Below are 25,316 nucleotides of genomic sequence, written 5' to 3' on the forward strand. Positions count from 1 at the left end.
ATTTGTAAAAACACTTCTTCTGGCTCCTTCCTTCTTCCTTCTTCCTTCTTCCTCTTTTCTCCTGGCTCCTGACTCCTAACTCCTAACTCGAATTTCTAGCTTGGCGGCAAAAGTGAGATGCTCTCGAAGCACTGATCCTCTCGCGCGCAAAGCTCTTCCAAATACTTAATTCTGGAAGTTTCCACGCCATACCTTCTTGTTGTTGGCCTTGGGCAGAGCAATTCAGGCATTTTTGCCAGCAAGAAAGAGCGGCTGTTGTATCCCCTTTTGCTTCGAGAACTTGTGCTAGCAAGCAGTGTGCAATAGGATAGAATTTATCTAATTCAATTGCTTTTTGCAAGTGAGTCTCTGCGTCACTGTAAAGTTGCAGTCCTAGATAAGCCCATCCCAGATTTTTGTGGAGCGTGACTTGCACCATTTTGTCATTAACTTGTGGCAAAATGGAGAGAATTAGTTCTACCGCTACGTCAAAATTTTCGCTGAGAATTTCCAGTCGAGCTAAATTATTGACAGCCGCAGCGGCAGCGCGACTGTTTTTATATTCTGCTGCTTTTTTGTAGTGCTGGCGAGCGTTGGACAAATCTTCTAGTTTTTCGTAGGTTGACCCTAAATTGTAGTTAGCTGCTGGCAGTTCTGGATTGTAGCGAATGGTTTGTGTTAAATAACATTTTGCCGTCTGTAACTCGCTCTCTAAGTATTTCTTGTAACCAATTTGATTTAGGTATTTAGCAATTAATTGATGGGTGATAAATAGCCTAGCCTGCGGGGTGACTGTCAGGCGTTCTTCCCCAGACTCGGTGAGGGCTTGCAGCAGCGATCGCTCGATGAGAATTTCTACAGCCAGTTTCAATTCTGATAAGTCTTCAGCAAATAGTAGACTGGATTGCAACTCGCTAAGGGTGGCGGGTTTATTGCTTGCCAAACAAGACAACACTTTTACTTCCAATTCATAAAAATCCTGAAAGTGATGCTCAAAAAAATCTCGGACAATCCCCTCAATAACCGAGGGAGTTTTTTTGATGAGTTGTGCTAAATTGCCCGCTAACATATCTTGAGCGTGAGTGACGGCTATTTTTAAAAGGAGGGGATTGCCACCATATAGATAAATGAGTTCTGATAGCAAATTACTCTCTGAAATAGAAAATTTTGGGGCGGATAAAATGATTTGTTTGGCATCCTTTTCTGGTAATTCCCTCAGTTCTAAAGCTCGACAAGGTAAGGTTTCTTCTGCTACATTATAAATTTCTATAGGGTGAGTCCAACTGATGATAAGCAGGCAACTTCGGTGAGGGGTTTGTGCTATTTGTTGGAAGAGTTCCCGGTAACTTTCGTATCCGGGGCGGTAGTGTCCTGGTAGCTGTCCGCTTGCGAGGATAGTTTCGACTTCATCGAAGACTAATAAACAGCGGGTTAAACGCAAATATTCTATTAATTGGGCGATGAGTGAGTTGCTGGGTTTGGGAATCTCGATTTCTGAATGATGAGATAGGAATTGCAAGAGGTCTGGCAAGAGTTTTTCAATGGGGTCAGCGGTGGCGATATTTCGCCAGATTATGGTTTGAAATTCCCCTTGAATTTGTTGTAGAGTTTGGGTAGCTAATGCTGTTTTGCCAATCCCTCCCATGCCACAAATTGTGACTATTCGACAACGGTTTGTTACTATCCATTTTTTGAGAGTTTCTATTTCGGAATTACGCCCGTAGAAAGGTTCTGGATCTGGGACTTCTCCCCAATCAATACGCGGTGAAAATTGAGGGATAGTTGCGTCTTGGAAGCGGGTATTGTCTAGGGTTGGATCAACTTCACTTTCGGTTGTAGTATCGTGACGGTTAGTGGCAACTTGTTTCTGGTATTCAGTTACGAGAATTTGCTGGAGTTTTGCTAATTTTCCCGGCCCGGCACCTTGAACTTCAAATTTTTTATACACTTCTCCCAGGCGTTTTTGTAAGGCATCTTTGCGAACACGAAGCTGGTCTGAAATATCAGACATGGATTCGCCTTTGATGGCTCTTGATAAGACTTCAAATTCGTTTTCGGAAATGCCAACTTTAGTGGCTAAAGTTATTAAAAAATCTTCGGGAAGTTTCATACTACGTTGAATACAGGTATTACAAAGCGGGCGGTTCTACTCAAAGATAGCTGGGAAAGGACGGGGCGATCGCGCGAAATAAGCGAACACAGGAATTTTGGCAGTAGAAACAGAGGTTTCTGGGCTGTAACTTGATTATATGGGCTTTTTTCTCACTTAGAACGAGATAAACGAGATAGACAACAGAAGAAATGAGGGGTGGCGCAAACAGAGGCTTCTGGGCTGTAACTTGATTATATGGGCTTTTTTCTCACTTAAAAGTAGGTAAACGAGATAGACAACAGAATAATTGAGGGGCGATCGGCTGAATTTTGGAGCCATTTCCAGGTCAGGATACTTTATCTGTAAAGGTTTAGACCTTGTTTAAGTTGCCGTTAGAGGGGCTAGAACCTTTTGAAATCGACTTTTGAGCCTATTTCTCACTTAATGAGTTTTTTTTGAGCATTAGCTTGACAAATTAGAACTATCCTTGATACATTAATCTCAGTTAGGCGCGGTGGATGTTTCAGAAAGTCGGCGCAGCCGGAGAGCTTTCTGAGTTCAGCGAACCTGAATACAGTTTCCCCCTCAGCTTTGCATAATTTTTGGGTTTGACCCTGGTTAATCAGTGGAGGTCGAAACCAGATTACCTGTGAAAACTGCTGGACTAAAACAACTGACGAGTATCGTTGCTGATCGGAGAGTAAAAGGCCATGTTTAGGTGCGTCAAGTTGATAACCGCTTTACCGACGATCGCGCTTCTGTCTGTTTTCAATCTGTTTCCGAGGGCGATCGCCCAAGAATATCCGGGGTGTTTTCAGTTGAATTCTGAAAGAAAACAGTATCAATCTCTCGATGAGCTTTGTCGATTTCCCAAACCACCTGAAAACCCGCGGAAGCCAGACCCTTTTAGGGTTCAGCTCGTGAATGGACTGGAGTTAACTGGATTAGCGATGGAAAATACAGGAACTCAGCGATTTCTTGTAGGGCGGTTGACCAACAAGCAAAGTAAGACGGCTAAAGTTCAGTCTATCAGCGTCCAATTTATCGATAAACGAGACGGAGCTGTAGTCGAATTTTTGACTGTTAAGCTTGGCGGTGTATTAGCTCGCAATCAGGGTTATGAATTCAGGAGAATCATGAACAATGCTCTTCAACTAGGCGATCGCAGTAACAATGATTTGTCTATCAAGTTTTTGGAGTGGGACTAGGTAAGATACTAGAGATAAAACTTAAACACATACCAAATCCTTCAATAAATTAGGAAAAATTCATGAAATCAGTAAATAAATTTTGGGGCTGGTTTCAGTGAAGCCTTTTGTTAAAGGAAATTCAAGGCAAAAAAACCAAATTCTCGGATTTTTAATTCCTCTATATACAGACTAGGAGCGACATTATGGACGAGTTTGTTAGGAAAGCAGCAGGACTAGGATTGCCTGTAATTTTACTTCTAATTGTGATGGCAACTACAGGTTTTGCAGGAGCGGCCGCAATTACGACGGCTTTGGCCATGTTAGGTGGGCCAGCAGGAATGTTCGGTGGCATTGCTTTGCTGGGCATCACCGGTTTAGCGACAGAAATGTTATCTAAGTACGGTCTTGAAGCGCTGTTAATTGGAATTTACAGGCAGCGCATTCAAAATGGAGAATCTCATGCTGCAATTTGCAAAGAAATCCGCCAATTACCACTATCTGGAGATTTGAGGCGGAGACTTGGGGAAGAGTTTGGGTTTTAGTAAACAGGAGATGAGCAATTTTATTTGTAAATTGCCCAAGATAGATCGCTGCTAATTGCTTAGAAAATCAAATAGGAGGAACAGATGGAGAGCGAATTGATTGGAGAGGTTAGATTACGCAACTGCCACCTAGTCTACCGTGAAGGCTCAAACTATCGAGTAGATGTAATTAAGGCTCAAAGACCTACAATCGTATTTACAAAAAACATTACTTGTGAAGTAGTGGAGTATTTGTACAATCAACTCAAGGGACATCAAGTTAATAAAGATGAAGCAGCAGATGTCCTCAAACCAGTTGCCAGCCAGTTAGATTTACCTTACAGCTATGGGCATCAGCTTTCTTATTATACGCAAGAGGTTTTAGTGGTACTTGTGGCGATAGGTAGAGCAAGTTTGAGTCAACAAATAGGTCGAGGTTGTTGTTATACAATTTTTCGGACGTGCTAAATCCTAAAACGAGGCGATCTAATAGCTTTTCCGAACCGCCAATAGACAATAAATATGAAATCTAATCAACTCATCCAAATCAGCGGTACACCTGGTCAAATTGTGGGGATTGTTCCAGTTCAAAGTAATGGCACAATTACGGTTAAATTGGCAGGCGAAATGTTACAAATCAGCTCGGAATCTTTTTTTGGATTAGAAACAAAAGAGGTGTTTATTCCGATTGAGGATGTTAGAGCGATTGAAACAGGAGAGGGTTGTACTTGGTGGCTGTTTTGGTTAGGAATTCCGACTCTCAGTATTTTTATCGGTGTTGTCTTTATTATTCTTGCCTTCATTGTCAAACAGCGCTATCTGACTATTTACAGCAGTCGGGTTAATGTGATAGTATTTCACAGGAAAGGAGAAAAAGTGGCTCAGTTTAGAACTGGTGTTTTAGAGGCTCGCTATTCTAAGTCTCTGGCGATCGCTAAACCGCCAATGCCACCACCGCCATCGCGTCCTTTGAATATTTGAGTCAAGAGAGTAGATATCATATCAAATCCGCGCTTGATCGTCGAGCGTAAAATCGAGTCAACATTCAACACTCAACCATCATTGAGTTTTGCGACCTCGAATTAACAGTTAACAATTAACAGTCAACTATTATGAGGAGTGCAACCGGAATTGATATCATAATCCAAATCTCCTGAGTTTATGGTGCTCAGCAAAATAAAAATTCTCGTGGTGCAGGCCCCATATCCCGGATGAGGAAGACGCTTATATAGCAATCATTGCAGGAGTCATAATTTTTTTAACCCCTCCCCTTGCTAAGGGGAGGGAGTAAGAAATTCACACATGATTTAGGATTGCTATACTATCATTTATACCACAAATATAGGAGAGCCAATGTTTTATAAGAAACCGGATTTTTTAGGGTAAGTCTTATTTAAATTAACAAAAGTACGGCTGCTGTTGCTAGCAGTAGCAGAATTCCGGCTGCACCTGCTAGCGGTTTTGCTGCTATTCCTGTAATCCATTCTGGTACGCTAGAAGTAGGTTTAATTGCGCCTTCTGTATCTACGGTAGTTATACCCCAAATCCAAGCTGCGTGAATGCCGATCGCCAATCCTAGACTGCCATTGTCGGCGATGCGGGCTAGTGTTAAAACCATCCCCATCAGCCACAATCCGGGCAGTTGCGGTAGAGTTTCTTTGGCTGCCCAAATTAGGTGGGCGATCGCGAAAATGAAACTGGCGATCGCTGCTGCGATTAGCACTGAGTAATCTTGCTGGAGGATTGTTTGCAAGCAGCCGCGAAAGATTAACTCTTCTGTGGCGCTAATCCACAGTCCTAATAACAGAGTCAGCAGACTAGCAGGGTTAAGGATTAAAGTCCAAAAATTAATCTTTTTTTCGCCTGTTTCGGTGGAAGTTTCGCTTTTTTTTAGATCGATCCAGCCTGCGGTTAATTGCAGACCGAATAAAATTACTAAGCTGATTATTCCTAATCCTAATCCCCGCAGCAATGACATCAAAACTGCGGGTTGCCAATCCCAACCCCAGTTAATAAAAGATGTATTTTCGATCCAACTTGTCGCCCATAAAATGAAGGGGACAATCAGGTATAGGGAAGCTAGTAAAGGTAGTTTTTTGTTTCCTAGGGGTTGGGGCGGATGCCATTTGAGGGCTCTCGCCAGCACAATCGCTGCGGGAAGCCACACAACAATCCAAGTCGAGAAAAACAAGATTATTTTGACAATTGCTGGTATTGACGGCGACAGCAGTCGCAGGTTAGTTATACTATTCCACATTTAATGGGTGGCAACTATAATACTGTTGACTGTTGGCTGTTAACTGTTGACTGTTGACTGTTAACTGTTGACTGTTGACTGTTAACTGTTGACTGTTGACTGTTAACTAATGACTAATAACTAATAACTAATGACTAATAACTAATGACTAATGACTACTGACTACTGACTACTGACTACTGCCAACTGACTACTGCCAACTGCCAACTGATTACCGATCGAGCTTTCGCTGAATTTGCCTCAAAGATTGGTACATTTCCGGCAAGCGGTTGTAGACGGCTGCGGCTTTCAGAAATAGTTTGTGGGGAATTGCTGGAACACCCGTCACGATCGCACCTGCGGGCACGTCGCTGTGAATTCCGGCTTTAGCGGTGGCGATCGCCCCATCTCCGATTTTGGCTTGATTGGCAATTCCCACTTGACCTGCCAAGATTACATTGTTGCCAATTTTTACCCCGCCAGCCATGCCAACGTGAGCGGCAAAAACGCAATTTTTCCCTACTTGACAGCCATGACCTACCTGTACTAAATTGTCAATTTTTGTATTCTGGCCGATGCGGGTTTCTCCGACAGCGGGCCTGTCGATCGTGCTGTTGCAGCCAACCTCAACGCCCTCTTCTAATACAGTGCAGCCAGACTGCTCCATTTTCACCCATCCTGTGCCTGTCGGCACGAACCCAAAACCTTCGCTGCCGATCGCCGCACCGCTGTGAATCACGCAATTTGCCCCGATGCGAGTACGTTCGTGGATGACACAATTAGCGTGTAAAACAGTGCCTTCGCCTATTTCCGCATCTGGGTAAATTACAACATTTGGATGAATGCAAACGTTGCTGCCAATTTTGACTTTTGCTTGAATAACGACGTGGGGGCCGATATAGACATTTTCACCAATTTCTGCTGAGGGGTGAACGGCGGCTGAGGGATGAATTTCGGATGCTGGGCGAAACGGTTGATAGAAAATGGCGATCGTTTCAGCAAATAACAATCGCGGATCTGCCGCGGCAATCCAAGCAATGTTGCGATCGTCACATTGAGCTTGCAGGCTTTCATCTAAGGGTAAAATTAAAGCCGAAGCATTTGTAGTGGCTGTATGAACGGCAAATTTAGCACCTTCTATGTAACTGATTGTGCCCGGTGCAGCTTCATCAACTGGGGCAGGGCCAGTAATTTCTGGATCGGTAGCAACCGACGCTGTGAGGGTGCGACTGGTGGCTAAGTTAAGTTTTTCTACTATTTCGCTAAACTTCATCTATAAAAATTTTTTGTTAGCACAGATGGATCATAGTTAAAAATACCAGGTTTTGAGCACGATCTCAGCAGTTGCCATTTAAAAAACAAAAACCCCGGTTTCTTTAAGAAGTCGGGGTTGTAGCGCTCGATTATTTTTGGCAATTATTTTACAGAAACTGCGTCTACGTCAACGGTGCTGCCGTTGGCTTCAGAATAATTGGCACCGGTGGCTTCGGATGCAGAAGCTGTTTCTGTTTGGCGAGATTTAAAGTAGTCGATCGCCATTTGGGAAACTTCGGAAATCAGCAAGACTGCGATCGCCACATCGTCAATTTGTCCGATGACGGGGAGAAAGTCTGGGGCTATGTCGATCGGGCTTACCAGATATGCCAGCGTTCCCAGAATAATCCACCAGCGGTACTTGGGGTTGCGGAGGGTGTCGCGGTACCAGTTGTAAACAGATTGTATAGAAAAGTTCATCAGGTTGTCCTCTACTTATATTTTCCATCTTGACAAATTGTCGCTCGAAATGCTTGTGGAGATATCCCCCCTAAGGTTGGGAAGAGAATTCTACTCAGGAGTATAGGGAATTGGGTAGGGAGAATTTGTGGTAAGGGCGATCTACTAAAGTTATGCTCGCTCAGTGTCATGAGTCAAACTTCAACTGATAAGTACAAACAGACTTTAGTCAACCGACAGCAAGCAAAACTCGGCAACTGGGAGCGCTCCATCTGCTGGCTGTTGCGACTGAGATATCATTGCTTTAGCCTCCAAAGAGAGCTTTCGTAGGACTGAAGAACAAGCTCTATGCGATCGGACTTCTGTTTTTTGAGTTCTTGTATCCACAACTCAGAAGATGATGTACTAAATAAAAATACATCGCTAAAAATACCCGGAACTTTCGGGAAATACAGCTCAGTTTCCGAGCTGGAGTTAATACGACAAGTATAACATCGAGGTTCGATTAACAGTCGTACTTTTGGATCTAAAAGATGGCTCATAGATAGTATATCTGCTATATGAGTATCGCTAATTACGATCGGGTTTGCAGCTTGATTAATGGCACGAGCAACTACAGGATTACCCGGGTTATGCCACCAAGCTTCCGCTTGTGAATTAATCCCACAAGACACGATTCCACCAGTAAAAAGCAAAATAATCATTAAAGTTGAGAACGAAATATTCGCCTTGCTTCGGTTCAAAAAAACTTCGAGATTATTACCAATTAAATAAGCAACAGCAAGTTCACTTCCTAGGTAAGATGGGATTAAGTATCGAGCCGAAGTAGAACGTATACCTCCTACAATCAGATCTGGTAAGATAAGTGCGGCTGCTGTGATACCAATTAAAAGGAAAACGAATAAGCGAGCTGGCTGAGGAGCGTGCCGCCACAAAAAATAAAGGGCATATATTACTAAGATTAACACTCCCAAACTCACTAATTGATCTATCTTCTCATTTTGTGTTTCACAAAACACTCGACCTAGGTTCCCCACCCATGACTTAAATAGTCCGATAAAATTGCCCTTGAGCGCTGTCCAGCTTGTTACTTGCTTGGCTTGGGAAAAGTTAACTATTACAACTATAAGCCACGGCACAAATATCAAAAATCCCGCTATAGACGCCCTTATATAACCAGTAATTATTGGACTTTTCCTGCGAAATTTTTCCAGAAAAAGCACGTAGATTGCGTGACCGATCGCTACCAGTCCTGAAAATAAAAATGTGTAGAGACTAGCTGCTAGTGCTACTGCATAAATTCCCCAACTCAACTTAGTTTTTACCCTGATCGCTCTTAGAAGTGCAGCGCAAGAGAAGAGGATTGTTACAACCCAAAGACCGTATTGCCGTGATTGTTGAGCATAAGCTAGGTGAAAGGGTGAAACAGCTATTAGCGATACAGCGACCCATCCCGTTAGCGGTGAGTCAAATAACTCAATGCACAGCCAGTAAATACAAGGAAAAGCTAGCAAACTAAGAACGACCGCAAAACTTCTCATCGCTGTTATGGAACTGCCAAACTGCTGCATCCAAAACCGGGCGAGTCCATAATAAAGAGGCGGGTGTTGAGTATCTTCAATCGCCAAACTTTTGATAGTATCAACTACACTTCTTTCAGGATTAAATCTCTGGTATTTCAGTATTTCTTCTACCGTAATTAAGCGATTTTTAGAGAGATTTTCTACGGCTTCTGCTTCTGTGTAACCTGCCACTCGTAAAGAAGTGAATGTTTCATCATACCAGTAGACCTTTTTATCCAGATTAATCCCTCTGAACAATATCCCTAAAACTAATAAAATTGAGAAATAAATTACCCAATTATTTGCGGTTCTTTTGAGTTGCATGACCAAATTAAACTTCCTTAGATTTTACATGATACAGTCGGTTTTTTAACTGCCAAAAACTTACACTTATCATTGCCAATCGCACAGACGACATAACAATCACAGTAATTTTGTACAGTATTTTTGATACACCTGATAGAGAAATTGATAACCCCCCTAAATACATTGTAGTGGACTGTACAATTCGAGAACCAGCAAAGAATTGCACTACGGGATACCAAATGAAGGAAACCCAGTTAAAAGCTACAGCTAGCGACATAATGTTCCGCGAGGCAGAAAAACAGGCGATAGGTGTCACCCAAAGGCAAAATTGGGGAGAGTAGAATTTAGAAAATGAGATGAATCCTAAAATCGCGATTAAAAAGGCATCAATCAATTCCTCAAATGTCTTGGGTTTGAGGCCAGCAGCCAGGAATGAAATCGAAATCTGAAGGAATTGGGCTATTTTAGTTGGAACTAAAGGTACTTCACTTATCGGCGATATTCCTAATGACAAAGGCGATAGCAAAAAGAAAAACGCATCATAGGTGCTGTCGCCAATGTTCGGTCTATCTCCTTGGGCCGCATAAGGCATTCTCAGACCTTCCATTCCAGCATATCCGAGCACGATGAGGTTGCCGAGAATGAAGGGGACTATACACAGTAGGGCAACTTTAATTGCCGTCGGGAGTCCTTTTCTGTAGAATATGAATACACAGTACGCAGGAACTGCAAACAAGGCATAACCTTTGAGGGCAACCATTAGCCCCAACCACATTGCCCCCTCTAAGTATTTTTCACTTCTGATTGCCAGCAGGGCAAAAAGAGTAGCAATTACTAAATAAATATCGTATCTGACGAGTGTAAAAAACAGCGGAGCCGGAGCTAACCAAATCCAAAGCGCTCTAGTCGATACTTTGGTGGCAATTATATAAGTCGCCCACAGGTAAAGGAACCAAGATACTGTCACCCACAGCCAGGAAAAACTTTTGAAGCTGGTGGATAAAGGATGTAAATTTTCTGATACAAAGCGGAAAAGTCCAAATAGCAAATTAGGAAGCAGCAAGTAATCCGACCATACATCTTTAAACAAAACTCCTTCACCGATCGCCCAGCGGCTGCGTATATAGTATTGATCTATATCGTACCGATCGAATAGCTTGCTGGCTGTGACTGCATCCCAAGATAAGTAAAGGACGAGCGCCCCAACCGCACCCAGTATCAATAACAATCTTGGATCTTCGTAAATTTTGTGGCTGCGGTTCATATCTTAAGTTTTTAATTTAGGAAAGTTGACAACTAATGAGAATATTTGCTCTGTTGAAATGTCAATAGTCCGGACACTTTTTACCTCGTAATCTGAAACCCTCTATTTTCTGTTGGTAGCTCGCTCGCGAAATCGCCTTTAAAGCCTTATTATACGGTTGCCGCCAAACTGTCTAAAGTATTGAAATGTGCCAATCACTACTTAATTTCTGACTACCAATTCTGCACTTAAGTGTGACCCGAACAAGGCCGCGCGGTAGTTTTACCCGATAGCGAGCTGTGACCGCATCAACTTCGGCAGTGCCTGTCTAGCAGAGGAAAGCCTGGGTTTAATAAAGGCTTTGTACCCGCCTATATTATCTTATTTCACATTTAATGATGGGTAGTGTAAAAAAAATTTACAATACTTGGTGGTTTCGAGCGCATCCATGATTTGGCAAGGAACGGCTGACTGTTTTAAGTGTAGCGAAGCGATGGGAATCTATTTCTGTAAATATCACATTAGTCGGCTTTCGCTTGCTTATATTTTTAATTATCCAATGGTGCTGTAAAAAACAGTTTTTGAGTATAAAATAGCACAAGCATTGGGAATGCTTTGAGGCGGTCTATCGGGTCAATTACTGATGTTTTTATCTCTCAACCTGAGTCAAAAACAGCATTTTTTTGCTAAAAATCTTCGGAAATCCTTTCAGGCATTACGCTACTGGCACATTGAAACAAGTTAACCGTTGAGATCGAGATCCCTGTTTTGCGGTAGCGTGAGGTACGCCAGCAGCAATTACCTACTAATTACCAACTACCAACCGTACCTCATTTGACGCAGAAGTGCTACACTTCACTCAAAATGCAGCCAGTTTCATGCCGAAAAATCCTCCTACTCACGAATCTTGAAAGATCCATTTTTGGTCGCCGATCGCAATTTCGCAACCATTTGGCAGCCAAAAAGGCTCGTTAGCCGCCAGCCTCTGCCCACCCACAAAAGTGCCGTTGGAACTGCCGCTATCGACAAGCTGATATCGCTGTTTGCCAATTTCGTCAGTGGCGCGGCGGATTTGAGCGTGGTAGCGCGAACTTTGCGGGTCTTGTAATACTAAAGTGTTGGTTGGTTCGCGTCCAATTGTAAAAGGATTGGCTGTTAGGGCGATCGCCTCTCCAGAAAGTTTGTAGATTAAATATGCGGTTGTTTTGCGATCGCTGCTTGCGAGTACGGTTGGTGCAAGTTGGTGAGGATTTCTCCCTGCTGGGAGACTGTTTTGAGCAAGTTGTTGTGTTAGTTGTTGTAAATCGCGATCGAACCCTCCTGCTGTGTCTGAAGCTGGAAGACTCGCAGGAGAATTACCTGAAATTAAGTTTAACTGCTGTACGGGAGATTGAGGAACAATCGGACGGCCTGCTTCGGCAATTCTCATTTGCAGGGCGGCGGCATTTTCTGCTTCCTGTCGGGCACTCATTCCCTCAACTTGGCGAATAACTCCGTTGGTTTCGGGAAAGCTGACATCGCCAATTCGCACGTCTTCTAAGTTAAAGCCTAGGGTATAAAAATCTTGGACGCGATCGAGCAAATTTTGGCGCAGCAACAGCCGTCCTTGACTGATAAGCTGTTGTAGGGGTATTTGCCCGATCGCTAATCCCATACAATCCTTAACTGCACTTGCTAAAGCACCTATAGGATCGGACAATTCCAAAGCTACTCGTTTCGGATCTATAACTTGATAAATAACAGTCAGGGTGGCATCAATTAAAAATCGATCCTTAGACAAAAAATCTCCGTGCGACTGCACCTCCAAATTGCGGAGTTTGGTGTCTACGAGGACAATTTGAGCCTGTTCCAGCAGGGGAAGGGCAAAGCTGAAATGTCGCCCGGATTTTAGGGTACGCACGGCGCGGCCGTTTTTGACCAACAAACCCGTGTAACCCGCCCCTATAAAGTCCATACTAAACCCGGCCCAGCGTTCTGGAGTTATCGTTTGAATCAGGGGAGAAGCGTTGTTCATGGGAGGGAGTTGAGGGAGGGGAGATTCTATTTTTAGGGTAACAAATTGCTGGGGGCGAGCGATCGGGCGGTGTGCCGGTTCCGCAACCTCTATTCTATACTTCTGGACTCCCCCCGATTCAGGCCGCACTGGATCTAGCTTGAATCTAGTTGATGGTGGGGGCGATCGAAATACTGTCCGTAGGGTGCGTCTGATCCTTCCAACCTGTTGAAATCGAAAGAATTAATGTCTGACGTACGCTACAATTTGGTTTAACGGTGACTAAAGGTGAGTGATTTATTGGCTATACTTAAGGCATCATGCTAGGAGCGTAAGTCAGATGAACACGATCGCGATCGCCCTTTCTGATGAGCGACTCCTGAAGTTACAAAAACTCGCCAACGACTTGAATGTATCGATAGAAGAGTTAGTTTTAATAGGCATCGAAAACTTACTCGCACAGCCAGAAAGTCTTTCACCCAATACAGCTCAAAATATTCTCAACGAAAATGCTAAAATTTCCCCTGAGATAGTTGACAAATTTTATGCACTAGCCTCGGATTGGGAGAAAGATGTTGCTGGACTTTCTTCAACTGCCCAAATGTCTCAGCATCCTGCCTATCAGGAAATTATTAGTATGGGAACACAAATCGTGTCGCTGTTGCTATCGGAGCTGAAAAGAAATCCCCTTTACTGGTTATCGGCGTTGAGTGCAATTACGGGTGAAAATCCCATTAAACCCGAACAAAGGGGAAGGGTGAAACAGATGGCATCAGCTTGGATAGATTGGGGGAGAAATCAAGGCTACGCGATTGAATAGAATGTATAGAAGACCCTAATTTGAATTTAAGTGACCCAATGTGTCTTGCAGGGATTATCAAGTTACCCGCCCTAAATCTCAAGAATATAACTGCTTTGCATGGGCTGCTGAGGAAGACGATCGTTGGTGGCAACCGATACCTGGAAAGCAATTTTATTTGCCTGACGGTGTACCGCAAGAGGAGACTCTAGAAGCGTATATTCAGGCTTATCAAACGCTGGGATATGAAATTTGTAAGGGCGATCGCGACAAAATAGTAAAATAAGCTTAACACTTGAAAAGTGAAACTTAGGTTATGTTAAAGTGTAATCAACAAAACCGTTTTTGCACCATACCGCACGGGAATCAGTGCCATGTCCATTTCCAAACCTGAAAAGCCACAGTATTTAAAACCGATTAATCCCCCCGATCTGCAAATGCGAGCGATCGCCTACAGTTTAGATACTTTGATTCCAGGGATCTACATTTGGCTGGGTGCGCTCAAAATTCGGATTGGGGGTAGCGAGCCCGAAGAAAACTATCCGGGGACTATTCACAGTCCCATTGGCATTGCTTTAGTATTCCCTGGCTACCGCATCTACAGCACTTATCAAGGTAGCTATGACCCTTGATAAGCATAAGCTTGACGGTATCCCTCAAATTACTGTAAAAACTTTGCCATCTACAGAATTTGAGTTACTTCTATTAACAGCAGGCTACGGTAAAATGGGTACGGCTCCGGCTCAGGGAAATCGCCTGAAAGTGTGGTGGACTCATTCTACTTTTAGACGCATTGAAGCTATTTATAGTCCTGATGGAATAGTTGCTATTACTGCTTATCACGTTTAGACTTGTAGTTCAAAATCAGAAGTTTTTATTGACTCTTTTGATAAGAGAGGGCGATCGCACTTTCGGAAAATAAGGGCGATTCCCTACGGGATAGCTCCGCTTCACGCACTTTGAAAAAGCAACAATTGCGTTACACCCAAAACATTAGGAAACTGCTTTGAGGTATTGCGTTACAGGCTTCAAATCGATGTCATCGTTGTCAGTCAGTATTTTAAATAAATGACGCGGGATGCCGGCGGCAATCAAAGTTTCTAAATCGCGATCGAGCTTTGAGAAGTCTTCATAGATACCCACTTGCCTGACTTACGCAAGCTAAAGATGAATCTTTCGGGTCATTGACTCCCGTGTATTTGTACTGAATATCAAAACCTGCTTTTTCGCCAATTTCTTCGATATCCCAGTCTACAAGATTAATATCTATCGCTTCAACGGCTAGGGCAATATGACCGGGCGGTATGGGGTCAAGAGGCTCGCAGCACCAACCCTCAGAATGATTCCATACACTTTGACCAACTGATTCTCGAATTTTCATGTATTTTCCCTCACTGAAAGTAGCAGCGAAACCAGGCTTTGCCTTCAGGCCGAACATCTGCAAGAGACCGTTCATATTGAGTTGCTAGCTGTTAGCATTTCTTTTTCGCTTCTTTTAGGTTATACGCTTGTACGGGTTCGTTGATGGGATTGCCAAGCTCTTCTTTTTCCCGTTCTGGATCTCTCACTCCTCCCCCTTTTTGCTGCTTTTGCTGGATGAGGGGGCTTGCTGAGCCTGGAACCATATTTCTATTGCTTCTTCCAACCCTTCTCCTATATTTAGCTGCTTGAGAGTACACGCAGCTTTAAACTGAAGTCCTAGTTCTTTTCGGACATCTCCCGATAGCTGTATGTAATTTGGGTCGTGTCGCTTCGCTGGCACTTCTGTACTCTTTCCCACTTAGGTTTCCTGCAATTTTTATATTCTCACGATCGTACACCTGTTCTGCTGATATGTTCTCATGTTAACAAGTTGAATATGTGCGCGAGTAAAGAAAATAAGGGCGATCGCTTTTGGGATATGTGGATGGAAAAGATCGATCGCCCCTTTGGGATTCGGGATGAGAAAGGCGATCGAGCTTTGACAAGTCCTCATAAATGCCGACTTGCCTGACTTACGCAAGCTAAAGTAGCAGCGAAGGATGGATTTGGGACAAGAGACGGGCGATCGCACTTTTTGTTATTTCGGGCCTAGGGGAGCACTCCTCTTCTACCCTATTTTTTCATTTTGTGTTTCTTGATGCTATTGACTTCGCCTTCTCCATTGCCAGAGCTAAATATTTATCAATTTGCTCAAACCGAGAAGAATTTAATAGTATATTTTCTGAGATAACTTCCTCGCTGTCATAGATAATTTCTAGATGTGCTGGCTTAGAGGAAGAATAGCTAGGATATTGATAACGAACCTTAAGCTCACCATCATCTAAAGGTATCAGCCACCTCCAATATATAGATCCATCCTTTTTGGCTTCGAGTGTCTGTGCCGTAGGAAAGCTATTCAATATCCATCCTCGATCTTCACTCCGTATTTTTTGCATAAAATCTGCGGCTACTTCCATCTGAGGTCTATGTTCAGACGCACCTCTATAGAAATTTGCTTGACTGCTGCGATGAGCAAATGCAGCTTCTTCAGCACTTTTCAAAATTTGTTCTAAAGGTGATGCTCCTTTAATAATATGTACGGCAGAATCCGGAATATCCGCATATCCTTGACTTCTGACAAATAGGTAGTAACGTTTCCGAAGTTCCGCGCCATACAAATCTGTAATCAATAAAGCAAAGAAATAGTCCAAATCATATTGACGGCTGTTCACAGTTTCTCTGTAACCCCTAATGTCACCTTGACTCAATTCTGCTAATCCATTGCAGTGATGAGTATGCCAAGAACCCAGGTAATTAATATCTTGGTCAAATTTCTCCAACACGCGAAACATTGCTTCTTGATACTCACCATCTGGCATCAAGTGACCTACTGAGTTATTGACACGAGGGCCAGAGTCTATATAAGTTTCTACTCGAATTTTTATATGATTGCGATTTTGACTGATTTTTCCAACAAACTTTCCACCTTCCTCACGGTTAGAAACTGATACTGCATGACTTATTCTGGCAATAACAGTATCAAAAATTTCAACTGATATGTCTGGATTAGAATGCCTATCATCTGCTCTACCTATTCCAAACAAAGATAAAACTCCCGACATACTAATCCTCCAATTGATGATTGCTATTAGTGCAGTAGCATACTTTTTGAGGTTTTAAAAGCATTTGCTTTGCTTCAAAATGACTGCGGAATATTCCTGGGGCTGGTCTATTGGCATACACAATCCAGTTACTTTTCAATGTAGCCATTGACTGAGTTGACTCTCTCAGCAAAATAGAGAGAGCCATCCTAACTTGAATCAATGCAATCATTTGGATATCAATTGATAGTCCTGATGCACGAAATTCTTTTTCATCAAGACCGTAAATTCTACTTTCTTCATCTTCCGTAAGTCCTAAAGCATCGTCTGATAAGTCAAGTTGATTGAGTTCGGAGAAAAGTTGTAAACACTTGTAACAACCAGTTTGACTTGGAATGTAGCCAAAAATTTCACCTCCTATGCCTGTCCGAAACACGGATGCTGTTACAAAAGGAACTTTCGCTGCCACACACTGGTCACTGACAAACTCTCTGACACTCTTTTTATCGGAACAAGAAAGAACGAGATCCGAGCGACAAACCGACTCAATAAAGTTCGGAGATTGCATCACATCCTCTGCAAAAGTTTTAACTTCTACATTGGGATTTCTGTCTTCTATCCACTCCTTTTGTATGTCTACTTTGAGTCGTCCTAAATCTTTACGCATTCTAGGATGCTTGACAAGATTTTCAGATGCCAGAGTATCTGGATCGTAAAGTTCCCAAATCCGAATACCATTCATTACAAGGTGATCGCAAGCTGGTGTACCACCGCTACCTAAACCCACAACAGTGATCCGCTTATCTGAAAAAAATTCTGGATTAAGTAGATAGCTAATTCTATCAAACTCAAGTGAATAATTTTGATTTTTCATTAGTGTGCTTGCTCTTTTCCTGGCCACTTTTTAGTACGTTGCCAAACATCATATTTGTTGACCCAGATTGCAGCCTTAGATACCATATATGCCAATGAATAGTTTGAAGTCCATTGCTCTGGCTTCATCACACATAAATTGCCACTCATCGGATATCTGTGAGGACAATCAGGTTCAATGGTTCTTTCAAGCAACTTAATCGATGGCATCTTGTAAGGATATTCTAAAGAAATTTCTATGCTAACTAGGTAATAGTTTTCGTCCGCTGTCTTTAAATACCCCTCTACAGCCTTGATAGACCCTTTGGATGCTTTAAAAGCAAACTGTGGATAGTAGCGCTTAATTTTCTCACTCTCAACAGCCATCCTATCTCTAGATAAATCATTTCCGAGAAATATAAGTCCACGATTAATAGCAATATTTGTCATTATTTATTGTTTAATAACTACTTTTAAGGTTAGGCAACTAATACTCCCCTTTTGGATCGCGGAGCGCCACTCCTTTTGGAGATTGATTGGGTTCGAGTGGACGAACTACACCATCTGAATCGATTTCGACAAACTCATCTTCTTCTTGAGCGTTAAAGGCTCTTTCTGCCATATTTGCAATTGATCTGCCAACACCTCTAGCAGCAGCACTAATTACTCCTTCCGTAATTCCATCGACTATATCGTCAAAATCATTTGGCATTTGCTTAACACGTGAAAAACAGCTTGAGCTACTCCTAACTTAGTATTTCAGGCAAAGGCAGCAATTAATCTTGACTTAATTAAGTAACAAAATCTGAAGCTCTTGCCAATTGGCAAGAACTCTGAAAGCTTACTCTGTCAAGCTAACGGTTCCTTAATGCCTTTTTTACCCTAAATCTCTTTAAGAGTCCCTAGCCTGAAACCGTTAGTTAGTCAAGCTTTGGGTGGTATGATGCCTTGTTAGTCCAAAGAAGCTGAACTTGAGTAGCTATTACGATGATAAACTCAGTATACTCAGATAGCAACTAGCTAAAGCTATAATTTTAGTTAGGCTTTAGCTATCAACTAAGCGAGACATACTGCGATGACATCCAGTGACGAGATGTTTGCCGAGGCTGCGAATAACTGGGACTTGGAAAGGCTCTACAAAGCTATGGCAGAAGCCAAGTGGCAAGTCTCTCCTCGTGCGAGAAAGGGACTTACCGAACGGGAAAAGCTTTTTCTCCGAGGTTTGCTCTGCGGCCACAGTCCTGCTGAAATAGCTAGCCAACTCCATCAAAGTCGTAAAGGTGTTGAGGTTTATGTATCTAAAACTTTATATCAATACTTTAAAAAAATTACAGATGTACCTAACCAAAAGGTAAGCAACTGGAGAAATATTCATAACTGGCTAGAGGAAGCTGGATATAAAACTACGCCCTCTGTTAAATCTCACTCAAGCAATTATTCACCCCAAATTCCGTTAGTAAACATAGTTAACATAGGTTTGAACAATCAAACTCATACAATAACAATTGACATTCACCTTCAACTAACATTACCTTCGCTTTCAGAGCCAACAATGACAGAAGACATGAATACAAAAGATCGCCCCTCAACAAACCAATCTAATTGAAGGGCGATCGCCTACAATAGAATCAACACTCCTCATCTCAAACACCATGCAAATTGTTTTGCCTCCTGAAGTCGAAGCCCTCGTGCAGCGCCAACTCACCAGCGGCAAATACAACAGCGCGATCGACGTTATCCTTGCAGCCATTAAACTACTCGAACAACAGCAAGATATTTATCAAGGACGACTGCAAGAACTCCAACGAGACGCACTGATTGGTCAGCAAGCATCCCAACGCGGTGAAGTTGTAGACGGTGCAACCGCAATGGCACAAATTCGAGCTAATTTGCGTAGGCGTAGCCAGCCGTAGGCATCGCGTTACAGTTCAAAAGAAACATGAGTCCAAAATTTCGCCTCACTCAACCCGCAATTCAAGACATTGAGCAAATTGCAGACTACATCGCTAGTCGATCGGGACTCGATCGAGCAGATCGCTTTTTAAGCAATCTTGACGCTAAATTCGCCAAAATTGCTCAATTTCCCAATATTGGACGACAAAGAGACGAAATTTTACCCTTGCTTCGCAGTCTCTCCATAGACAACTATCTCATCCTCTATATGCCGATCGGACAAAATGTAGAAATCTTTCGAGTTGTCAGTGGTTATCGAGATTTATCCGCCCTCTTCGCCGATGCTGATGATTGAATTTAATATATCAATGGATGAAAAGGAGGAGGGAAAGCCTCAATAACCTTCATTAAAAAAACGCCATCGCCCTTGTGACAAGACATTATAAGGGCGATCGCAACAGCCTAAGCAACACCATAGCTTGTAAACTGCCTTGCATAGGGAGGCTGAAGACCCAAAACAATATCCTCCCGCGCCACACCCATCAGCACTAACTCCTCAGCAATCAGTTCATCAGTTTGATTGCGTTGAATCCAGACTTTTTCATTTCGGATATCTAAGTGGATCGGGCAACTATAAATCCGATTGTGACCGTCCCAACCTAAATCTAATATCTGATAATGGTCATGTTCGGTGTCAAACAATACCTGGATTTCTATGTCGCCATTGATGGGTTTAGTCTTACTATATTCCATCAGGAAAGTGCGAACAATCTGCCGATATTTAGCTAATCGATCCATTCCACAATCACCTCATTCGTGGGGTCGTATACCAACAACTTCAAATCATACTCAGCTATCGCCGCTTGGGGCAAAGCACGAGAGAAAAATGAATTATAGGCAGCGATCGGAACTGCCAAATAGAGCGATCGATCTGGCTCCAAATTTCTGAGTGCTAGTCGATAATTCAAAAATTGACCGAGGGCTAGGTGGAAATCAAACATAGCTGATTCACTCAGAAAGCTTTTAACCTCCACCGCAATCTTTTGCACACCTCGCTCTGCGGCTAAAAGCTGTTCCGCCCCCAAGTCAATCCTGAGCCGATCGTCTTCGCTAAACTTTAGCTTCAGCGGATCGTGGGTAATTACCCAATTATCCTTCAGGAGAGCGGATTTCACAGACTCATGGAAAACATCCCTAGCCGACATAGACTTTACTCAAAGACCTAGTTTCCATTCTATCCAAACCCACGCACTTAGGAACTTAGCACCAATAGTATTATAACACTCAACCAAAATGCCAAGAATCAAATAAGCGCGATCGCCCTTTCATTCCCAAAAACCGATCGCCCTTTCATTCACCTCACCAAAAACGCCGCACACTCAACATGAGAAGTCTGAGGAAAGAAATCCGCCGGCTGCACTCGCGCTAACTTATAATCCCCATTTTCGCACAAAATCTTCAGGTCGCGAGCCAAAGTAGCAGGTTTGCAGCTAACATAAACAATGCGATTTGGTTTGATTTCCTTGATAGCTTCCAAAACCGCGCGATCGCACCCTTTCCTCGGCGGATCTAACAGCACAATATCCGGTGTCAATCCCAAGGAAGGCAGCAAACTCTCTACAGTTCCCACCTGAAAATCGACATTTCTCACGTCATTTAACTCAGCATTTAATTGGGCTTGTTCGATCGCCGCCGGTTGCACTTCTAAACCGATGGCTATTTTTACTTGTTGTGCCAGAGGTAAAGTAAAAGTACCAATTCCGCAGTAAGCGTCAACCAAAACCTCATTTCCCTGCAAATTCAATTCCCCTACAATTACCTCCAACAACGCTTCAGCAGCCTCAGTATTGACCTGGAAAAAAGTATCAGCCCTTAGCTGAAAATTCATCCCAGCAAAGCTTTCTCGCAGATAAGAACGACCAGCTATGCAGCGAGTTTCTGCACCAAAAATCACATTAGTTTGAGCGGGATTTATATTCAAACAAACACCTACCAGTTGAGGATATTGTTTCAGCCACTCTGATGCTTGCTCTTCGAGTCCCGGCAACTCTCCAGTGCGAACTATTAAAGTTAGCAGCATCTCGCCAGTGCGCCGTCCAATCCGCAAGGACAAATGACGCAATTCTCCTGTATGTTTCTTTTCGTCGTAGACTTGCCAATCCCGCCAGTGGATGTCTTCTTTGACTTCTTTTAACAAAGGATTGAGGCGCGGATCTTGCACCGGACACTGATTGAGATTGACTAATTTGTGGGTGCTTTTTTGATAGTAACCTGCTTGGACTTGACCTGTTGCAGATATGGCCACGGGATAAGTCGCTTTGTTGCGGTATCCCAAAAATTGGGGAAATCCCTCGATTTTTCCCGTTAAAATTTCATCAACTTGGGGATTGCTAAATCCGCCAATCCGTTCTAAGGCTTGAATGATTTGATTTTGCTTGGCTGCAAGCTGATATTGATAATCTACGTGCTGCCACTGACAGCCGCCACACTTGTCGGCGACAATGCAGTTAGCTCGAATGCGGTGTTCGGATGTTTCGAGAAGTGTGTCCAGCTTGCCTGTAGCATAGGTGGATTTGACTTGCACGAGGCGGACAAGGACTCGATCGCCCGTCACGGTATCGGGCACAAACACTACTAACTCACCAAAACGACCAACTCCGTCGCCGGTGTCTGTCAAGTCGGTAATCTCTATCTCAATCAGTTGACCTTGCTGGCAAGGGTTTGCCAATTTCGTCGAGTTTGGGGTCGGGAATTTAGATTTGGTCACAAGTAGTCGTGGTAGGATTTAATATGGTAATGCAATATCGCTCTCTCTTTCCTGAGATAAGTCGTAGCGAAGCGGGGCGTAGGCCATCGCACTCAAACTCAATTGCAGGCTGTCTTCCTGCTGCTGAACGTCTTGCTGCTAAAGCCAAGCTTCCACCTGCAAGTCAAGCCTGCCGTGAGTTGCCCCTACCCGTGCCTGTGCGATATGCTGTTGGGGCGACGTAGCAAAAACTCGTTAAACAGTCAAAGTGTCTGCCGACATCAAAACTCTCAGTCGCAGTTTTTGAGTTTTTCCCGCAGTACCCTGGAACACAGGGAAACTGGCTTGAACATCAAGCATAACGTTTCCGGAGATTTATCGGCTACTTCTAATGTTGATAAATGTTAGAAGCAAAGTAAATCGCCCAACCTAGAATCTCGTCTTTAAGGGATGAGAATGTCAATTAATCTTACTCTCAAATATCCTCAATTTTTTTGAATAACAATGAGCGTAGTTAGCCAACTAATTCTCCAAGCCGACGACGAACTTCGCTATCCCAGTACCGGCGAACTTCAAAGCATCAAAGATTTTTTTAAAACCGGAGAACAGCGGGTGCGTATTGCTACGGCGCTGTCTGACAGTGAGAAAAAAATTGTTGAAGAAGCTAGCAAAAAACTCTGGAAAAAACGCCCTGACTTTATCTCCCCCGGAGGTAATGCTTACGGCCAACGCGAACGGGCTTTGTGTCTGCGCGACTACGGCTGGTACTTGCGCCTGATTACCTACGGTATCTTGGCGGGTGACAAGGAGCCGATCGAAAGCATCGGTTTGATTGGCGTTCGGGAAATGTATAATTCTCTGGGCGTTCCTGTTCCTGGCATGGTCGAAGCTATCCGCTGTTTGAAGGAAGCTTCTTTGGCTTTGCTCAATCAGGAGGATGCTAAGGAAGCAGCTCCTTATTTTGATTATATCGCTCAAGCAATGTCTTAATTGCTTTGGTGATTGCTTTCATGAATGTGGCGGAGCATTCGCGGGTGATTTTTGGGGTGATTTTATCTCGCCATTGCTCGCAAATGTTTCGCTTCTGTTTTGGGAAAGGAAATCTGCCTAATTTCTGCTAGGAAGCAATGCTGTTTAAGCTTTCCCAGATGTTGAGTTCGTCTTGTCTTTCAATGCACATTTGATTGAAAAAGTCAAGTGTTTTTTGGAGACATTGTTTTTTGAATTTCCGGCTGTCGTAGTGAATGGATGTTTTGAGCTGCGAGAGTTCTCCAAGGGTGGGGCAGGTTTGGATATGATGGGCGATCGCATTTTGCCATTCTTCCAGCCTGCGGTACGAGATAAATTGTCCGCCTCTGTCCCGCCGATGCACGAAAACCACGAAAGCCCATGATTCGACTCGCTTAATTTGATTTTGGCTGATTTTGAGCAGTTGGGCGATCGACCTGACGGTGATGCGGAGCTTTTTCGAGGGTTGGATGCGGCGAAACAGTGCTGTCATGGCTGTCTATTTACTTTGTTCCAACATTGTAACACAATATTCTTAAGTTGCAAACTTAAAAATTACACTAGAAAGTCAGGCGTGATAGCTTAGCTTTATGCAGATAGGTGATGACTGATGGTTGTAGCAGAAGCTAGGCGAGAAAAAGAATACTTGAGACGGAGATTTACTGATACCGGGCTGCGGCGGTTGGGTAAATTCCTGCGATCATGGCGGGAAGCTAGGGGGTGGAGCGTTCACGAACTGAGCGAAAAGACCAAGCAGCATGAGGCTCAATTTTATAATCTAGGGGGAGAGCCTTTGCCGAAAGTCTTGGGGGTCAGCATTGCAGGCATTTCGAGAATCGAAAATGGCTATTACAACAAGCCTGCACCCGATCTTTTGTGGCTGTTCCTCGATGTTCTCGAACCAGTTCACCCGGTTGAAAAGCGGTTGGTTACTCTAGAAGACTTACTGTTGATCGGAACTGAATTTTGGAACCCAAACGTTGAGGCGTAGGATTGACATAATAGTTAAATTGGATCTGTAAAATGCCGGGATTTCTTGACTTTAAGGCTGTCGTCGATCAGGAAAAACTGCGCCCTGTGCGATTTACGGATACGGGACGCGGTAGATTGGGAAAACTTCTGAAAGCAGCTAGAGAGATTCGGGGCTGGTCAATTATTGAAACAGAAATGGTCACAAAAGAATACGAGGCCGCTTTGTTTCGGACAGCCGGAGATCCTGTACCAAAAGATGTCGGTATTAGTAATGCTACTGTTAGTCGCTACGAACGCGGGAAGTTAGAAAGTTTGGATTGGCGATCGCTCTCTCTGTTATGCTTTGTGCTCAAGCCGATCGATCCGGTGACTGGGGAAGCCCTGGAACCGACAAATGCGCTTTATATCGCCTGCGAACATCCGCCGTACAATGACGCGAAGCTTTATGACTAGATTATTTGCAGATAGGTAATGTCAGGACTCTCTAACAAAGCTGTGGTAGACAAAGAGCAGGAATTGCGTCCCGTTCGCTTCACGGAAACGGGGCGGATGCGTTTGGGGAAGATTTTAAAAGCAGCAAGACAGACAACAGGTTGGTCTGTCAGCGAAACAGAGTTCAAAACAAAGGGATATGAAGAGGCGCTGTTCACAGCTACAAATCAACCCGTACCGAAAGATGTGGGTATCAGTGCCGCAACAGTCAACCGTTACGAACGTGGAAAGCTGGATAATTTGGATTGGCGATCGCTCTCTCTGTTATGCTTTGTGCTCAAGCCGATCGATCCGGTGACAGGGGAAGCCCTCGAACCGACAAATGCTTTATATATCGCGTGCGAACATCCGCCGTACAATGACGCGAAGCTTTACGAGTAGTTGATTGCTGACATCTGGCAGTATTGTTAATCAGCTTTTCAGGGCGGGCTCGCGTGCCCACCCCACAAGCAAAATATTGAGTTGTTGTGGAACAGGCATCTTGCCTGTTCTTAACAATAGTGCGGGCTCGCGTGCCCACCCCACAAGCAAAATATTGAGTTGTTGTGGAACAGGCATCTTGCCTGTTCTTAACAATAGTGCGGGCTCGCGTGCCCACCCCACAAGCAAAATATTGAGTTGTTGTGGAACAGGCATCTTGCCTGTTCTTAACAATAG

General features: G+C 43.6%; 35 protein-coding genes. 16 read left to right on the plus strand and 19 right to left on the minus strand.

Going from position 1 to position 25,316, the window contains the following annotated elements:
• Positions 1-82 precede the first annotated feature (82 nt).
• Complete coding sequence (locus QUB11_RS18950; protein ID WP_333204943.1) at positions 83-2,089, minus strand: NB-ARC domain-containing protein; 2,007 nt, start codon at positions 2,087-2,089, stop codon at positions 83-85.
• A gap of 692 nt (positions 2,090-2,781) precedes the next feature.
• On the opposite strand from QUB11_RS18950, the gene QUB11_RS18955 reads away from it, so the two are divergent.
• The 4 genes from QUB11_RS18955 to QUB11_RS18970 all read left to right on the plus strand — a co-directional run bounded on the left by QUB11_RS18955 (position 2,782) and on the right by QUB11_RS18970 (position 4,763).
• Positions 2,782-3,279 (plus strand): hypothetical protein, encoded by a 498-nt coding sequence (locus QUB11_RS18955; RefSeq protein ID WP_333204945.1) that lies wholly within the window; start codon positions 2,782-2,784, stop codon positions 3,277-3,279.
• Positions 3,280-3,464: 185 nt separating this feature from the next.
• Positions 3,465-3,803, plus strand: coding sequence for a hypothetical protein (locus QUB11_RS18960; RefSeq protein WP_333204947.1), 339 nt, complete (start codon positions 3,465-3,467; stop codon positions 3,801-3,803).
• Positions 3,804-3,887: 84 nt separating this feature from the next.
• Positions 3,888-4,250, plus strand: a complete 363-nt coding sequence (locus tag QUB11_RS18965; protein ID WP_333204949.1) for a hypothetical protein — start codon at positions 3,888-3,890, stop codon at positions 4,248-4,250.
• Between the two features lie 54 nt (positions 4,251-4,304).
• Positions 4,305-4,763 (plus strand): hypothetical protein, encoded by a 459-nt coding sequence (locus QUB11_RS18970; RefSeq protein WP_333204951.1) that lies wholly within the window; start codon positions 4,305-4,307, stop codon positions 4,761-4,763.
• A gap of 412 nt (positions 4,764-5,175) precedes the next feature.
• Here the strand turns inward: QUB11_RS18970 and QUB11_RS18975 are convergent, their stop codons facing one another.
• From QUB11_RS18975 to QUB11_RS19000, 6 genes are all read right to left on the minus strand, one after another.
• Positions 5,176-6,039, minus strand: coding sequence for a CPBP family glutamic-type intramembrane protease (locus tag QUB11_RS18975; RefSeq protein WP_333204953.1), 864 nt, complete (start codon positions 6,037-6,039; stop codon positions 5,176-5,178).
• 211 nt (positions 6,040-6,250) lie between these two features.
• Positions 6,251-7,291 carry a UDP-3-O-(3-hydroxymyristoyl)glucosamine N-acyltransferase gene (gene lpxD / locus QUB11_RS18980; RefSeq protein WP_333391388.1) on the minus strand — a complete coding sequence of 347 codons (1,041 nt, stop codon included), beginning with the start codon at positions 7,289-7,291 and terminating at the stop codon, positions 6,251-6,253.
• Between the two features lie 143 nt (positions 7,292-7,434).
• Positions 7,435-7,752: a YkvA family protein gene (locus QUB11_RS18985; protein ID WP_333036095.1), complete on the minus strand. Its 318-nt coding sequence runs from the start codon at positions 7,750-7,752 to the stop codon at positions 7,435-7,437.
• 275 nt (positions 7,753-8,027) lie between these two features.
• Positions 8,028-9,617, minus strand: a complete 1,590-nt coding sequence (locus QUB11_RS18990; protein ID WP_333204957.1) for a glycosyltransferase family 39 protein — start codon at positions 9,615-9,617, stop codon at positions 8,028-8,030.
• Positions 9,618-9,624: 7 nt separating this feature from the next.
• On the minus strand, positions 9,625-10,863 hold the full coding sequence (locus QUB11_RS18995; protein WP_333204959.1) for a hypothetical protein: 1,239 nt from the start codon (positions 10,861-10,863) through the stop codon (positions 9,625-9,627).
• A gap of 877 nt (positions 10,864-11,740) precedes the next feature.
• On the minus strand, positions 11,741-12,856 hold the full coding sequence (locus QUB11_RS19000) for an SPFH domain-containing protein (protein WP_333204961.1): 1,116 nt from the start codon (positions 12,854-12,856) through the stop codon (positions 11,741-11,743).
• Positions 12,857-13,175: 319 nt separating this feature from the next.
• Here QUB11_RS19000 and QUB11_RS19005 point away from each other — a divergent pair, with 319 nt between their 5' ends.
• From QUB11_RS19005 to QUB11_RS19020, 4 genes are all read left to right on the plus strand, one after another.
• Positions 13,176-13,655 carry a hypothetical protein gene (locus QUB11_RS19005; protein WP_333105115.1) on the plus strand — a complete coding sequence of 160 codons (480 nt, stop codon included), beginning with the start codon at positions 13,176-13,178 and terminating at the stop codon, positions 13,653-13,655.
• A gap of 40 nt (positions 13,656-13,695) precedes the next feature.
• Entirely contained in the window at positions 13,696-13,920 is a 225-nt protein-coding gene (locus QUB11_RS19010; RefSeq protein ID WP_333204963.1) for a DUF7689 domain-containing protein, read from the plus strand.
• 88 nt (positions 13,921-14,008) lie between these two features.
• Positions 14,009-14,266, plus strand: coding sequence for a hypothetical protein (locus tag QUB11_RS19015; RefSeq protein WP_333204964.1), 258 nt, complete (start codon positions 14,009-14,011; stop codon positions 14,264-14,266).
• On the plus strand, positions 14,256-14,483 hold the full coding sequence (locus QUB11_RS19020) for a hypothetical protein (RefSeq protein ID WP_333204966.1): 228 nt from the start codon (positions 14,256-14,258) through the stop codon (positions 14,481-14,483). Before QUB11_RS19015 ends, QUB11_RS19020 begins: the two co-directional genes overlap by 11 nt.
• Before the next feature lie 144 nt (positions 14,484-14,627).
• On the opposite strand, the gene QUB11_RS19025 is transcribed toward QUB11_RS19020, so the two are convergent.
• From QUB11_RS19025 to QUB11_RS19035, 3 genes are all read right to left on the minus strand, one after another.
• Positions 14,628-14,777 carry a hypothetical protein gene (locus QUB11_RS19025; protein ID WP_333204968.1) on the minus strand — a complete coding sequence of 50 codons (150 nt, stop codon included), beginning with the start codon at positions 14,775-14,777 and terminating at the stop codon, positions 14,628-14,630.
• Positions 14,764-15,090 carry a hypothetical protein gene (locus QUB11_RS19030; RefSeq protein WP_333204970.1) on the minus strand — a complete coding sequence of 109 codons (327 nt, stop codon included), beginning with the start codon at positions 15,088-15,090 and terminating at the stop codon, positions 14,764-14,766. Before QUB11_RS19030 ends, QUB11_RS19025 begins: the two co-directional genes overlap by 14 nt.
• 108 nt (positions 15,091-15,198) lie before the next feature.
• Positions 15,199-15,414 (minus strand): hypothetical protein, encoded by a 216-nt coding sequence (locus QUB11_RS19035; protein ID WP_333204972.1) that lies wholly within the window; start codon positions 15,412-15,414, stop codon positions 15,199-15,201.
• A gap of 78 nt (positions 15,415-15,492) precedes the next feature.
• On the opposite strand from QUB11_RS19035, the gene QUB11_RS19040 reads away from it, so the two are divergent.
• Positions 15,493-15,627, plus strand: coding sequence for a hypothetical protein (locus QUB11_RS19040; protein ID WP_333204974.1), 135 nt, complete (start codon positions 15,493-15,495; stop codon positions 15,625-15,627).
• 109 nt (positions 15,628-15,736) lie between these two features.
• On the opposite strand, the gene QUB11_RS19045 is transcribed toward QUB11_RS19040, so the two are convergent.
• The 4 genes from QUB11_RS19045 to QUB11_RS19060 are packed head-to-tail and all read right to left on the minus strand — an operon-like array spanning position 15,737 to position 18,260.
• Positions 15,737-16,717: a hypothetical protein gene (locus QUB11_RS19045; RefSeq protein ID WP_333204976.1), complete on the minus strand. Its 981-nt coding sequence runs from the start codon at positions 16,715-16,717 to the stop codon at positions 15,737-15,739.
• A gap of 1 nt (position 16,718) precedes the next feature.
• Positions 16,719-17,570 carry a ThiF family adenylyltransferase gene (locus tag QUB11_RS19050; RefSeq protein ID WP_333204978.1) on the minus strand — a complete coding sequence of 284 codons (852 nt, stop codon included), beginning with the start codon at positions 17,568-17,570 and terminating at the stop codon, positions 16,719-16,721.
• On the minus strand, positions 17,570-17,998 hold the full coding sequence (locus tag QUB11_RS19055; protein ID WP_333204980.1) for a hypothetical protein: 429 nt from the start codon (positions 17,996-17,998) through the stop codon (positions 17,570-17,572). The genes QUB11_RS19050 and QUB11_RS19055 overlap by 1 nt, the downstream gene beginning before the upstream one ends.
• A 37-nt stretch (positions 17,999-18,035) precedes the next feature.
• On the minus strand, positions 18,036-18,260 hold the full coding sequence (locus QUB11_RS19060; protein ID WP_293192902.1) for a hypothetical protein: 225 nt from the start codon (positions 18,258-18,260) through the stop codon (positions 18,036-18,038).
• Positions 18,261-18,623: 363 nt separating this feature from the next.
• Here QUB11_RS19060 and QUB11_RS19065 point away from each other — a divergent pair, with 363 nt between their 5' ends.
• From QUB11_RS19065 to QUB11_RS19075, 3 genes are read left to right on the plus strand one after another with little or no spacing between them, the layout of a single operon-like run.
• Entirely contained in the window at positions 18,624-19,154 is a 531-nt protein-coding gene (locus QUB11_RS19065; RefSeq protein ID WP_333204983.1) for a LuxR C-terminal-related transcriptional regulator, read from the plus strand.
• Positions 19,155-19,200: 46 nt separating this feature from the next.
• Positions 19,201-19,461, plus strand: coding sequence for a type II toxin-antitoxin system ParD family antitoxin (locus QUB11_RS19070; RefSeq protein ID WP_333204984.1), 261 nt, complete (start codon positions 19,201-19,203; stop codon positions 19,459-19,461).
• Between the two features lie 26 nt (positions 19,462-19,487).
• Complete coding sequence (locus tag QUB11_RS19075) at positions 19,488-19,796, plus strand: type II toxin-antitoxin system RelE/ParE family toxin (protein ID WP_333204986.1); 309 nt, start codon at positions 19,488-19,490, stop codon at positions 19,794-19,796.
• A gap of 107 nt (positions 19,797-19,903) precedes the next feature.
• On the opposite strand, the gene QUB11_RS19080 is transcribed toward QUB11_RS19075, so the two are convergent.
• The 3 genes from QUB11_RS19080 to rlmD form a co-directional block, all read right to left on the minus strand.
• Positions 19,904-20,239, minus strand: coding sequence for a XisI protein (locus QUB11_RS19080; RefSeq protein ID WP_106146449.1), 336 nt, complete (start codon positions 20,237-20,239; stop codon positions 19,904-19,906).
• Positions 20,227-20,646: an element excision factor XisH family protein gene (locus QUB11_RS19085; protein WP_015178784.1), complete on the minus strand. Its 420-nt coding sequence runs from the start codon at positions 20,644-20,646 to the stop codon at positions 20,227-20,229. The genes QUB11_RS19080 and QUB11_RS19085 overlap by 13 nt, the downstream gene beginning before the upstream one ends.
• Positions 20,647-20,795: 149 nt before the next feature.
• Positions 20,796-22,208 (minus strand): 23S rRNA (uracil(1939)-C(5))-methyltransferase RlmD, encoded by a 1,413-nt coding sequence (gene rlmD / locus QUB11_RS19090; protein ID WP_333204991.1) that lies wholly within the window; start codon positions 22,206-22,208, stop codon positions 20,796-20,798.
• A gap of 483 nt (positions 22,209-22,691) precedes the next feature.
• On the opposite strand from rlmD, the gene QUB11_RS19095 reads away from it, so the two are divergent.
• Positions 22,692-23,177 (plus strand): allophycocyanin subunit alpha-B, encoded by a 486-nt coding sequence (locus tag QUB11_RS19095; RefSeq protein ID WP_333063958.1) that lies wholly within the window; start codon positions 22,692-22,694, stop codon positions 23,175-23,177.
• A gap of 127 nt (positions 23,178-23,304) precedes the next feature.
• On the opposite strand, the gene QUB11_RS19100 is transcribed toward QUB11_RS19095, so the two are convergent.
• A complete protein-coding gene (locus QUB11_RS19100; RefSeq protein ID WP_333204995.1) occupies positions 23,305-23,688 on the minus strand; it encodes a hypothetical protein in 384 nt (127 codons plus the stop codon).
• 117 nt (positions 23,689-23,805) lie between these two features.
• Here QUB11_RS19100 and QUB11_RS19105 point away from each other — a divergent pair, with 117 nt between their 5' ends.
• Genes QUB11_RS19105 through QUB11_RS19115 form a run of 3 tightly spaced genes read left to right on the plus strand, consistent with a single transcriptional unit; the run spans position 23,806 to position 25,040 of the window.
• The gene (locus QUB11_RS19105) at positions 23,806-24,186 is read left to right on the plus strand and encodes a helix-turn-helix domain-containing protein (RefSeq protein WP_333030075.1); all 381 of its coding nucleotides are present in this window, start codon (positions 23,806-23,808) and stop codon (positions 24,184-24,186) included.
• A 32-nt stretch (positions 24,187-24,218) separates the two neighbouring features.
• On the plus strand, positions 24,219-24,620 hold the full coding sequence (locus tag QUB11_RS19110) for a helix-turn-helix transcriptional regulator (RefSeq protein WP_190733505.1): 402 nt from the start codon (positions 24,219-24,221) through the stop codon (positions 24,618-24,620).
• Positions 24,621-24,638: 18 nt separating this feature from the next.
• A complete protein-coding gene (locus QUB11_RS19115) occupies positions 24,639-25,040 on the plus strand; it encodes a helix-turn-helix domain-containing protein (protein WP_172192721.1) in 402 nt (133 codons plus the stop codon).
• A gap of 30 nt (positions 25,041-25,070) precedes the next feature.
• Here the strand turns inward: QUB11_RS19115 and QUB11_RS19120 are convergent.
• On the minus strand, positions 25,071-25,316 hold a 246-nt coding region (locus QUB11_RS19120; RefSeq protein WP_333391390.1), incomplete at its 5' end, for a hypothetical protein.

This window comes from Microcoleus sp. B6-A1 (assembly GCF_036705085.1).
Classification (GTDB): Bacteria; Cyanobacteriota; Cyanobacteriia; order Cyanobacteriales; family Microcoleaceae; genus Microcoleus.